The sequence below is a fragment of the Streptomyces melanosporofaciens genome, from assembly GCF_900105695.1.
Taxonomy (GTDB): domain Bacteria; phylum Actinomycetota; class Actinomycetes; order Streptomycetales; family Streptomycetaceae; genus Streptomyces; species Streptomyces antimycoticus.
The window spans coordinates 6,302,909-6,313,674 of record NZ_FNST01000002.1 but is presented as its reverse complement, the minus strand read 5'-3'; the positions used below and the strand labels follow the sequence as shown (position 1 = coordinate 6,313,674).

Below are 10,766 nucleotides of genomic sequence, written 5' to 3'. Positions count from 1 at the left end.
CCCGGCAGGGGCGGAAACGGACATAAAGGGGCAGCTCAGCACCGCTGGGGCCGGGCGGACCGGCCGGGCGGCTCAGTCCACGGCACGACCTGTGCCGTGTTGCTCGGCGAGGGCGCGCAGGGCCCGCGCGTCGCTGATGGCCCGCGCCTTGGCGATGCCGGGCTGGATGCCCATCGCGGGCAGGCTGGTGCCGTCCGCGAGGTCCAGATAGACCCACGGGTCGCCGGGGCGCAGATTGACCCGGAGCACCTCCGCCCACTCCAGCCGCCGCTTGGTGGTGAGGTTGACGACGGTCACACCGTCCTCCTCGGCCACCACCTTGGGGCGGCTGAGCAGCGTCAGCACCCCGAAGAACAGCAGTCCGGTGATGATGAAGCTGGCCTTCTCCCCCGGCCCCAGCCGCTCCAGCAGCAGGGCGACCACCGTGAGGACGACCAGGACGGCGATGCCCACGGTCATCAGGACGGCGCGGGTCCTGGTCGGCCGGAAGGTGACGGGCAGGGCGGGCGGGGGCGCGGCGGCGGACACGTGGGTCGGCCTCTCGGATGAGGAGGGAACGGGAGAGAAGGCGGGGCGGGGCGTGCCGTCAGAGGCGGCAGGCGTGGATGCCCGTGGTGAGGATGGCCCGGGCCCCCAGGTCGTAGAGCTCGTCCATGATCCGCTGGGCGTCCTTGGCGGGGACCATCGAGCGGACCGCGACCCAGCCCTCGTGGTGCAGCGGGGAGACGGTGGGCGACTCCAGGCCCGGGGTGAGCGCGACGGCGCGCTCCACCTGCTCCACCCGGATGTCGTAGTCCATCATCACGTACCGCCGGGCGACCAGGACGCCCTGCATCCGGCGGAGGAACTGCTGGACCTTGGGGTCGTCGCTGGGGTCGCCGGTGCGGCGGATGACGACCGCCTCGGACTCCAGGATGGGCTCGCCGATGATCTCCAGCCCGGCGTTGCGCAGGGTGGTGCCGGTCTCGACCACATCCGCGATGATCTCGGCGACACCGAGCTGGATGGCGGTCTCGACGGCGCCGTCGAGGTGGACCACGGCGGCGTCCACGCCGTTGTCGGCGAGGTGCTTGGTGACCAGTCCGGCGAAGGAGGTGGCCACGGTCATCCCGCCGAACTCGCTGACGTCCTTCGCCGTGCCGGGACGGGTGGCGTAGCGGAAGGTGGACCCGGCGAAGCCGAGCTGCATGATCTCCTCGGCCTGGGAGCCGGAGTCCAGCAGCAGATCGCGGCCGGTGATGCCGATGTCGAGCCGGCCGGAGCCCACGTACACGGCGATGTCGCGGGGGCGGAGGAAGAAGAACTCCACCTCGTTCTCCCCGTCGACGAGGACCAGCTCCCGGCGGTCCTTGCGCTGCCGGTAGCCCGCCTCATGGAGCATCGCCGACGCAGGCTCGGACAGTGAACCCTTGTTGGGGACGGCGATGCGCAGCATGAGTGCTCTTTCCTTCGGTTGCGAGGGTGAGGGTGCGGGCGGGGGGTGTCAGAGGTGGGCGTAGACGTCGTCGAGGGTCAGCCCCTTGGCGACCATCATCACCTGAAGGTGGTACAGGAGCTGGGAGATCTCCTCGGCGGTCGCCTCGTCGCTCTCGTACTCGGCGGCCATCCACACCTCGGCGGCCTCCTCCACGACCTTCTTGCCGATGGCGTGCACACCGGAGTGGACCAGTTCGGCGGTGCGGGAGGTGGCGGGGTCGGCCGTGGCGGCCTTCTGCTGGAGCTCGGTGAAGAGCTCCTCGAACGTCTTCTTGGGCATGGTGTCCGTCATCCTACTTGGGCCGTGCGACACCCCTCAGCGCCAGGGTTCGGCGACCGAGCGCAGGGTGGTGGCGGTGGCGACGGCCGCGGTGACCGCCTCATGGCCCTTGTCCTCGCTGGAGCCCGCGATCCCGGCCCGGTCCAGGGCCTGCTCCTCGGTGTCGCAGGTCAGCACGCCGAAGCCGATCGGCACGCCGGTGTCCACGCTGACCTGGGTCAGCCCCTGGGTGACGCCCTGGCACACATAGTCGAAGTGCGGGGTGCCGCCGCGGATGACGACGCCCAGGGCCACGATCGCGTCATAGCCGCGGCCGGCGAGCACCTTCGCGACCACCGGCAGCTCGAAGCTGCCCGGCACCCGCAGCACGGTGGGCTCGTCGATGCCCAGCTCTCCGAGGGCGCGCAGGGCGCCGTCGAGCAGCCCGTCCATCACCTTCTCGTGCCACTGTGCGGCGATGACGGCGACGCGCAGGTCCCCGCAGTTCTTCACGGACAGTTCGGGGGCGCCCTTACCGCTCACGTCTCTCCTCGGTGCTTTCTCTGATGTACTGGTGTATGGGGGTACTTGAGGTGGTCACTGGTTGCCGCAGGCGGAAACGGGCTCGGCGCGGTCGCCGTCCAGCCAGGGCAGGTCGTGCCCCATCCGGTCCCGCTTCGTCCGCAGATAGCGGAGGTTGTGCTCCCCGGCCTGGACGGGCATCGGCTCCCGGCCGGTGACCCGCAGCCCGTGCCGGACCAGCCCCGAGGTCTTGTCCGGGTTGTTGGTCATCAGCCGCAGCGAGCGCACGCCGAGGTCGGCGAGGATCTCCGCGCCCGCGGCGTAGTCCCGCGCGTCGGCGGGCAAGCCGAGCTCCAGATTGGCGTCCAGGGTGTCCCGGCCCAGCTCCTGCAGCTCGTACGCGCGCAGCTTGGACAGCAGCCCGATACCGCGTCCCTCGTGGCCGCGCAGATACAGGACGATGCCACGGCCCTCGGCGGTGACCCGCTCCAGCGCGGCGTGCAGCTGGGGGCCGCAGTCGCAGCGCAGCGAGTGGAAGACATCGCCGGTGAGGCATTCGGAGTGGACGCGGACCAGCACGTCCTCACCGTCCCCGATCTCGCCCTGGACCAGCGCGATGTGCTCCACGCCGTCGGACGCGCGGTAGCCGAACGCCCGGAAGTCGCCGAAGGCGGTGGGCAGCCGGGTCTCGGCCTCGCGCCGCACGAGCGGCTCGGCGGGCTTGCGGTACGCGATCAGATCGGCGATGGAGACGATCGCCAGGTCGTGCTTGCGGGCGAAGGCGACCAGGTCGGGCAGGCGCAGCATCACGCCGTCCTCGCCCGCGATCTCGCAGATCACGGCCGCCGGGCGCAGTCCGGCCAGCCGGGCCAGGTCGACCCCGGCCTCGGTGTGGCCGTCGCGGGCGAGCACACCGCCGGGGCGGGCGCGCAGCGGGAAGATATGGCCGGGGCGCACGAGATCGCCGGGGACGGTGCCCGGGTCGGCCAGCAGCCGCAGGGTGGTGGCCCGGTCGGCGGCGGAGATCCCGGTGCTGACGCCGTGTTCGGCGGTGGCGTCGACCGAGACGGTGAAGGCGGTCCGCATGGACTCGGTGTTCTCTTCGACCATCTGGGGAAGCCGGAGCCGGTCGAGGTCGGCGCCCTCCATGGGCGCGCAGATGAGTCCCCGGCACTCGTTCATCATGAACGCGACGATCTCCGGGGTGATCATCTCGGCGGCGGCGACGAGGTCGCCCTCGTTCTCCCGGTCCTCGTCGTCCACGACGACGACGGGGCGGCCCGCGGCGATGTCGGCGATGGCCCGCTCGATGGGGTCAAGGGCCAGTTCGTCGGGCCAGTGCGCGGCTCGCAGGGGAGCGGCCGGGCCACTGGGAAGCGGTTCGGTGACCGCGTATGCCTCGCTCATGCTGTGGCCTCCTTGTCCTGCGTGCCGTTGTCCAGCAAGCCGTTGTTCCGCAGGGCGTCGGCCTGCGGGCCGTTGCTCTGCAAGCCGTTGCCCTGCAAGCCGTTGCCCTGCGGGGCGTTGTCCCGTCCCAGCAGCCGCTCGATGTACTTGGCGAGCACGTCCACCTCGAGGTTGACCGGGTCCCCGGCCTGTTTGACGCCGAGCGTGGTGAGCGCGAGGGTCGTCGGGATGAGGCTGACGGTGAAGTAGTCGAAGCCCGCGTCGACGACGGTCAGGCTGATGCCGTCGACCGTGATGGAGCCCTTCTCGACGACATAGCGGCTCAGCTCGGCGGGCAGCGAGATCTTCACGATCTCCCAGTGCTCGGAGAGCTTGCGGTCCACGATGGCGCCGGTGCCGTCCACATGGCCCTGCACGATGTGGCCGCCGAGCCGTCCGCCCAGCGCCATGGGGCGCTCCAGGTTGACCCGGGAGCCGATGTCGAGCGCGCCGAGGCTGGAGCGGCCCAGGGTCTCGGCCATGACGTCGGCGCTGAACCGGGTGCCCTCCGCGTCCTCGATGAGGTCGACGACGGTGAGACAGACGCCGTTGACGGCGATGGAGTCGCCGTGCTTCGCCCCCTCGGTGACGACGGGACCGCGCACCTGGAAGCGGGACGCGTCGCCCAGGTGCTCGATGGCGACGATCTCACCCAGTTCTTCGACAATTCCGGTGAACACTTCAGTTCTCCTCGGCGAGGGGGGCGGGGGCGACGGGAACGGCGGTGACGCGCAGATCGGGGCCGAGCCGGGTGACGTCGGCCGTCTCGAGGCGCAACGCCTGCGCGATGGTGGTGATTCCGGCGTCGGCCAGGGCGGCGGGGCCCGCGCCGAGCAGGACGGGAGCGAGATAGCCGACGACCTTGTCGACGGCGCCCGCGGCGAGGAACGCGCCGGCGAGGGTGGGCCCGCCCTCCAGCAGGACGGAGCGCACTCCGCGCTCGTGCAGCGCGGCCAGGAGCGCGGGGATCGCGAGGCCGCCGTCCGCGCGTGGCAGCCTTACGGTCTCCACGCCCGGCCGCCGGGGCAGATGGGCGGTACTGACGTCCTCGGCGACGGCGAGCAGTGTGGGCGCGGCGTCGTCCAGGACCCGGGCGCCGGGCTTGATGGTCGCGCCCGTGTCCACGACGACCCGCAGCGGCTGGGTGACTCCCTCCCGGTCCCGTACGGCCAGGTGGGGGTCGTCGGCGCGCAGGGTGCCGGAGCCGACGACGACGGCGTCGGCCTCCCCGCGCAGCCGGTGCACGTCGGCGCGGGCCTCGGGGGAGGTGATCCACCGGCTGGTGCCGTCGGCGGCGGCGCTGCGGCCGTCCAGCGTCGCGGCGAACTTCCACAGTACGAAGGGGCGGCCGCGGCGCATCGCGGTCAGCCAGGGCTCGTTGACCGCCTCGGCCTCCTCGGCCAGCAGCCCGGCCTCGACCTCGACCCCGGCCGCGGCGAGGGTGGCGGCGCCGCCCCGGGCCTGTGCGGTGGGGTCGCCGACGGCGTAGTGGACGCGGGTGATCCCGGCGGCGATCAGGGCCTGGGAGCAGGGGCCGGTGCGGCCGGTGTGGTCACACGGTTCGAGGGTGACGAGGGCGGTGCCGCCACGGGCCCGCTCCCCCGCCGCGCGCAGCGCGTGAACCTCGGCATGCGGACCGCCGGCCCGCTGGTGCCAGCCCTCACCGACCACGCGGCCGCCGGCGTCGAGGATGACGCAGCCGACGACGGGGTTGGGGCTGGTGTGGCCGAGGCCGCGGGCGGCGAGCGCGACGGCATGGCGCATCGCTTGGGCTTCGGCTGCGGTGGCCACCGGGTCCTCCTGCCTCTTCGGGCACGGACTCCGGGGCTGTCGAGATGACAAAGGAACGGGAACGCCGCCGCCGGCACGCCAGGTTCGGCAAAGAGCCCGCCCTGCCTGCGCAAGGACGGACCGCCGAGGCGGCGCACCGGTGATGTCGCTACCGCCGCGCACTGCCTCCCATCCGGACTTTCACCGTCGGTCCAGGAATTTCACCTGGTCAACCGACCGCTGGCGGCGGACGGGTCGCGGACTGTAACCGCCGGTTCGGATTTTCACCGACCCCGGAGTGCGCTGACGTCACTGGTACGCCCCTAGTGTGCCATGGCCATCAGCGCAGGTGGGAGGCAAGACCAATGTGGCCTCCCTCACCCGCCCCGGGCCGGGCCGGATCCCCCGCCCCTTCCCGAAACCGGGGACAGGCCCCCGGCCCCGGCACACCCACCACCGGCGGCCCCGGCGGCCGCCGGAGGCGGGGCCCACACCTGCCCCGTTCGCCTCCGGGGCGCCGGGCCGCAACGAACTCCGCGGCACCCACGCCGGTCCCGACCCGGAGACACAGCCCGACCCGACAACCCCGGGCCGACACCTTGCACCACCACCGCCCCGAAGACCGCCGCGGCCACCGCCGCGAACCCGACTCCGCCCCCGGCACCTGCGGGGTACCAGGGCCTAGGCGGGCTGCGCGGCTGCAGGCCGGTCCCGAGCGGGGGCCGGGAGCTCGCCAAGGACACACCCCCGGCCCCAACCTCGCCCCCGGCACCTAAGAGTTGCAAGGGCCTACACGGGCTGCGCGGCTATGAGCCGGTCCCGCACGGGAGCCGACGGCTCACAGCTGCCCCGGCCAAGGACTCACCCCCCGACCACGGCAACCCGAGCCCACGCCTCCACCACCAACGGGCCAAAGTCCGCTGCGACCACCCGCCATGGCCCCCACTCCGCCCCGGCACCTAAGAGGCGCCAGGGGCTGCGCGGCTACGAGCCGGTCCCGAGCGGGGGCCGGGGCTTGCGGGGGGCGTAGCTCCGGCCCCGGCAGCCCCGGGGCGACGCCTCCCGCCACGGGCAGCCGCGGCGGTCGCCGGGCGCGGGTTCACGTCTGTTCCGGCCGCCCGCGGGAGGCCCGAGTCCCGGCAGACTTCGCCGCATCTACGTCAGCCCAGAACCGGGAGCGGGGGCCCGGGGGCTTGCCCCCGGTTTCGGGGAGGGGCGGGGTGGGGGAGGAAAGCCCGCTGCCCCACTACCCCTGCGCGATGCTGTCCAGTTGCTCCACCGCCGGCCGCAGGGCCCACAGGTCGCCGCCGGGCGGGGCCTGGAGTTTGTTCACCGCCGCGCGGGCCTTGCGGTCCCCGGCGTCGGCCGCCGCGTGGACGATGTCGCTCGCCGCGTAGGCGCGGAGGTCGAGCTCCGGGTACGGCCAGGGCGCGGCGCCGGTGGCCGCCGGGAGCAGGACGTCGACCGCCTTGAAGAGGTTCGCGCCGCCGGGCCCGGTGTAGTGCCACAGGTCCACGCCGACGTGCTTGCCGATGGCGGCCATCCGGGTGTATGCGACGAGGTTGAAGGTCGAGTAGTGGAAGCTGCGGGTGCGCTCGAGCTCCTGGGGCTGCGTGCCGTCGGCCGCGATCTGGGTGTCGATGCGCTTGGTGCGGGCGTCGCGGAGCACCTGGCGGGCCCGGTCCCGGTCGCCCACGGCGGTGGCGATGGCGGCCACCTGCATGTCGTAGAAGGTGCCGTGGTTGTTCTCGGCGGCGCCTTCCTCCTTGCCGAAGTCGCTGTTCACCAGCCAGTCCAGGAACTGCTTGTTCCAGGTGCGGAAGCCCTCGTGATCGCTCTTGGACCAGCCGGGGGCGCCGGTGTCGAGGAGGGCCGCGGCGTCCAGGAGGCTGGTGAAGCCCTGGGAGAAGTCGATGATCCCGATCGAGCGGCCGTCGTACATGCAGGGGATGAACTGGGCGTGGTTCAGGCTCGGGTTCATCCGGGTCGCCGGGGTGACGAACCAGGTGCGCAGGATGTCGGCGGCGTGCTCGGCGTAGGCCCGCTTACCGGTGTAGTACCAGGCCAGGGAGAGCTCGTAGGCGGATTCGAAGACCTTGCCGACCTCGGGACGGTCCGTCATCTTGTCCACGTCGGGGTTCCGTTGGCCATCCTTCTGAACGTAAGGGCAGCCGTACGGATTGTCGTCGGTCTTGGGTTGGCTCGGCCACCAGTAGGGGGCCTGGCTGAAGTAGTCGTGTTTGTCGCCGCTGGGCGGCACCTGGTCCTTGTCGGTGACCGTCCAGGGTCCCTGGTCCATCCACTGGTCGGCCTGGGCGGTCAGATCACGTACGGTCCGCCGCAGATTCCGGTCTCCCAGCTGCAGTTTCAGCTTGGTGAGGGACAGTCGGGGCCCGTCGAGCACCACCGTCCGGGGCACCGAGCCGGAATGCCGCACGGACTCGGCGCCCTGCGCGGAGGGGGCGGCGGGGATCGCCAGGACGGCCAGGAGGGCGGAGGCGGTGACGATCGCCCGGGCGAACCGCCCGCGTCCCGCTGGAGGTGCACCCATTGAGCACTCCAATCAGATATCTGAACGCTATTCAGACTTGAGATCGGGCTCAGAGTAAGGCGGCTCCATGGGCACGACAAGAGATCGCGCAGGAATGCCCTCACCCCGGGCAGGCGAATGCCCTCACCCCGAAAGGGCGGGTGACCGACGGCTACGGCGGGCGCTACGGCGCGCCGAACAGCTCGTTCTGCGCCGCGTCCAGCGCCGTCAGCACGGCACCGCGCAACACCCCGCCGCCGCCCACGACCCCCGCGCGCACCCGCGTCCGCAGCGGCGACAGCCGGGCGACATGGTCCTCCACCCGCCGCGCGAGCCCCTCGCCCCCGGCCCGGCCGACCTCACCGCCGAGCACCGCGCACCCCGGATCGAGCACCGCGCAGATCGCCGCGACGCCCAGCGCGATACGGGCCGCCAGCGTGTCCAGGAACGCCTCGCCGCGCTCCCCCGCGTCGAGCGCCGCGCGGATCGCCGCCTCCGCCGCGCCGGAGCCCTCCGTGCCCGCCCCGCGTTCGCCGCCCGCCGCGGCCTCCAGACCGTACTCCTGGGCGAGTTCGCAGACCGCGCCGCTGCTCACCAGGGAGTGGAACCCGCCGTCGCAGCCGGTGGCGGAGGGCAGCCCCGAGGTGCCCGGCACCGGCAGAAAGCCGATCTCCCCGGTGCCGCCGGACGCACCGCGCCGCAGCACCCGGTCGAGCACCACGGCCGCGCCGATGCCGTGGCCGAGCCACAGCAGGACGAAGGTGTCGCGGTCGCGCGCCGTGCCCATCCGCTGTTCGGCGACGGCCGCCAGATTGACCTCGTTCTCCAGCAGCACCGGTGCCGCGAGGTCGCGGTGGAGCGCGGTGGCCAGCTCCCGGTGCCAGGAGGGCAGTCCGCCGGTGGAGTTGAGCTCCCCGGTGGCGGGGTCGATGAGACCGGGCACCCCGATGCCGATGTGGTGCAGCCGCGCCGCCCCGGCCCGCTCGGCGGCCCGCTCCACCAGGGCCACCGCGGCCGCCACGGTGCGCGCCGGATCCCCGTCCGGGGCCACCGGAAGCGACTCCTCCGCCTTGGTCCGGCCCAGTAGATCGGCCACGCATACGGCCACGCTGTCCGTACGGACGTCGACCCCGGCCACATGCGCGCTGTCGGCGACGATCCCGTACACCCGCGCGTTGGGCCCCCGGCGCTCGGCCCCGGTCTCCCCCACGACCGCCACCAGCCCGGTCTGCCGCAGCCGCTCGACCAGGTCCGCGATGGTGGGACGGGACAGCCCGGTCAGCGACTTGAGCTGACCCGCGGTCAACGGCCCCTCGTCCTTGAGCAGATGCAGGGCGAGGCGGTCGTTGATGGCCCGCGCCGTACTCGGTGAGGCGGTGCGGCCCGCCACGGACACGCTCGTCGACGTCATGCCGGGATCCTTCCAGAAGGCCACGGGAAAAGCCCTATCTATCAGGGACCCTTCCTGATAGTTTCCCGTGGACCACGGCACGGGCCGGCGCTACGGGGAGGGTGCGACAGGTATGGGCAGGCTCAAGGAAGCGGGGGCGTCCGAGATGCGCCCCGTACGGCGGGCGCGGATCGCCGTGGCGGCCGTGTTCGCCGTGCACGGCGCGGTGACCGGCAACTTCGCCACCCGTATCCCCTGGATCCAGGAGCGGCTGGACCTCAGCGCCGGTCAACTCGGCCTCGCGCTCGCCTTTCCCGCCATCGGGGCCTCGATCGCGATGCCCCTGGCCGGGCGGATCAGCCACCGCTTCGGTGCCCGCACGGCGCTGCGCGGACTGCTCGCCCTGTGGACCGCCTGGCTGGTGATGCCCCCGCTGGCGCCCGGTCTGGTCTGGCTGTGCGGTGCGCTGTTCGTCTTCGGGGCGACCGCCGGGATGTCCGACGTCGCCATGAACGCCCTCGGTGTCGAGGTCGAGAACCGCCTCGGCCGCTCGATCATGTCCGGGCTGCACGGCATGTGGAGCGCGGGAGCGCTCACCGGCTCGGCTGCGGGCACGATCGCGGCGCACGCCGAGGCCGACGCCCGGCTCCATCTCAGCATCGCCGCCGGGGTTCTCACGGTGCTCGGCGCGGTGGCCTGCCACTGGGTCCTCGACCTGCGCAGCGCCCCCGAGGAGCACCCACCGCCCCGGTTCGCCCTGCCGCCCCGCTCCGCGCTGATCATCGGCGCGGTGGGTTTCTGCGCGGTCTTCGCCGAGGGGGCGAGCCTTGACTGGTCGGCGGTCTATCTGCGCGATGTCATGGACTCCTCCCCCGGTGTCGCCGCCGCCTGCACCACCGCCTTCTCCTGCACGATGGCCGGTGCCCGGCTCATCGGGGACGCGGTGGTGAGCCGCTTCGGGCCGGTGCGGACCGTACGGACCGGCGGCCTCCTCGCCACCGCCGGCGGCATCCTGGTGGTCACCGCCCCCGGCGCCGCCCTCGCCATCGCCGGATTCGGCCTCATCGGACTGGGCATCGCGGTCGTGGTGCCGCTGGCCTTCGCCGCCGCCGGGCACAGCGGCCCGGCCCCGAGCCAGGCCATCGCGGGCGTCGCCACGATCACGTACACCTCGGGGCTGATCGCTCCGGCGGCCATGGGCTCGATCGCGGACCTGACCTCGCTGACGGTCTCGTTCTGCCTGGTCACAACGTTGACGCTGGGGCTGGTGGCGGGGGCGGGGGTGCTGCGGACCCCTACGGAGACGGACACCGCGGTCCCTGCCGCCGACCCCGAACCGTCCGCGTCCCGGGCCACGCTTCCCTGACGGGGCG

At 72.8% G+C, this 10,766-nt stretch carries 10 protein-coding genes and 1 riboswitch; of the genes, 1 reads left to right on the top strand and 9 read right to left on the bottom strand.

All coding sequences use genetic code 11. The features are described 5' to 3' along the window. Positions 1-72: 72 nt before the first annotated feature. The 9 genes from BLV72_RS30280 to BLV72_RS30240 form a co-directional block, all read right to left on the bottom strand. Positions 73-528: a PH domain-containing protein gene (locus BLV72_RS30280; RefSeq protein ID WP_093466210.1), complete on the bottom strand. Its 456-nt coding sequence runs from the start codon at positions 526-528 to the stop codon at positions 73-75. Between the two features lie 58 nt (positions 529-586). After that, the gene (gene hisG / locus BLV72_RS30275; protein WP_093466209.1) at positions 587-1,435 is read right to left on the bottom strand and encodes an ATP phosphoribosyltransferase; all 849 of its coding nucleotides are present in this window, start codon (positions 1,433-1,435) and stop codon (positions 587-589) included. 48 nt (positions 1,436-1,483) lie between these two features. Further along, positions 1,484-1,756 (bottom strand): phosphoribosyl-ATP diphosphatase, encoded by a 273-nt coding sequence (locus BLV72_RS30270; protein ID WP_014056301.1) that lies wholly within the window; start codon positions 1,754-1,756, stop codon positions 1,484-1,486. Between the two features lie 36 nt (positions 1,757-1,792). Continuing rightward, positions 1,793-2,278, bottom strand: coding sequence for a 6,7-dimethyl-8-ribityllumazine synthase (gene ribH, locus BLV72_RS30265; protein WP_059145759.1), 486 nt, complete (start codon positions 2,276-2,278; stop codon positions 1,793-1,795). 54 nt (positions 2,279-2,332) lie between these two features. Next, entirely contained in the window at positions 2,333-3,664 is a 1,332-nt protein-coding gene (locus BLV72_RS30260) for a bifunctional 3,4-dihydroxy-2-butanone-4-phosphate synthase/GTP cyclohydrolase II (RefSeq protein ID WP_244321084.1), read from the bottom strand. Continuing rightward, positions 3,661-4,383, bottom strand: a complete 723-nt coding sequence (locus BLV72_RS30255; RefSeq protein ID WP_093466207.1) for a riboflavin synthase — start codon at positions 4,381-4,383, stop codon at positions 3,661-3,663. The genes BLV72_RS30260 and BLV72_RS30255 overlap by 4 nt, the downstream gene beginning before the upstream one ends. Position 4,384: 1 nt before the next feature. Next, positions 4,385-5,494: a bifunctional diaminohydroxyphosphoribosylaminopyrimidine deaminase/5-amino-6-(5-phosphoribosylamino)uracil reductase RibD gene (gene ribD / locus BLV72_RS30250; protein WP_093466206.1), complete on the bottom strand. Its 1,110-nt coding sequence runs from the start codon at positions 5,492-5,494 to the stop codon at positions 4,385-4,387. A gap of 154 nt (positions 5,495-5,648) precedes the next feature. Further along, a riboswitch (FMN riboswitch) is annotated at positions 5,649-5,779 on the bottom strand. 940 nt (positions 5,780-6,719) lie between these two features. Further along, on the bottom strand, positions 6,720-8,024 hold the full coding sequence (locus tag BLV72_RS30245; RefSeq protein ID WP_093466204.1) for an alginate lyase family protein: 1,305 nt from the start codon (positions 8,022-8,024) through the stop codon (positions 6,720-6,722). Positions 8,025-8,187: 163 nt separating this feature from the next. Beyond that, entirely contained in the window at positions 8,188-9,414 is a 1,227-nt protein-coding gene (locus BLV72_RS30240; protein WP_093470634.1) for an ROK family transcriptional regulator, read from the bottom strand. A gap of 112 nt (positions 9,415-9,526) precedes the next feature. On the opposite strand from BLV72_RS30240, the gene BLV72_RS30235 reads away from it, so the two are divergent. Beyond that, positions 9,527-10,759 (top strand): MFS transporter, encoded by a 1,233-nt coding sequence (locus BLV72_RS30235; RefSeq protein WP_093466203.1) that lies wholly within the window; start codon positions 9,527-9,529, stop codon positions 10,757-10,759. Positions 10,760-10,766 lie beyond the last annotated feature (7 nt).

Bases quoted from the DNA above. Each gene is read 5' to 3' on its own strand.
- hisG (WP_093466209.1), bottom strand. From the start codon at position 1,435: ATGCTGCGCATCGCCGTCCCCAACAAGGGTTCACTGTCCGAGCCTGCG.
- BLV72_RS30270 (WP_014056301.1), bottom strand. From the start codon at position 1,756: ATGCCCAAGAAGACGTTCGAGGAGCTCTTCACCGAGCTCCAGCAGAAG.
- BLV72_RS30260 (WP_244321084.1), bottom strand. From the start codon at position 3,664: ATGAGCGAGGCATACGCGGTCACCGAACCGCTTCCCAGTGGCCCGGCC.
- BLV72_RS30245 (WP_093466204.1), bottom strand. From the start codon at position 8,024: ATGGGTGCACCTCCAGCGGGACGCGGGCGGTTCGCCCGGGCGATCGTC.
- BLV72_RS30240 (WP_093470634.1), bottom strand. From the start codon at position 9,414: ATGACGTCGACGAGCGTGTCCGTGGCGGGCCGCACCGCCTCACCGAGT.
- BLV72_RS30235 (WP_093466203.1), top strand. From the start codon at position 9,527: ATGGGCAGGCTCAAGGAAGCGGGGGCGTCCGAGATGCGCCCCGTACGG.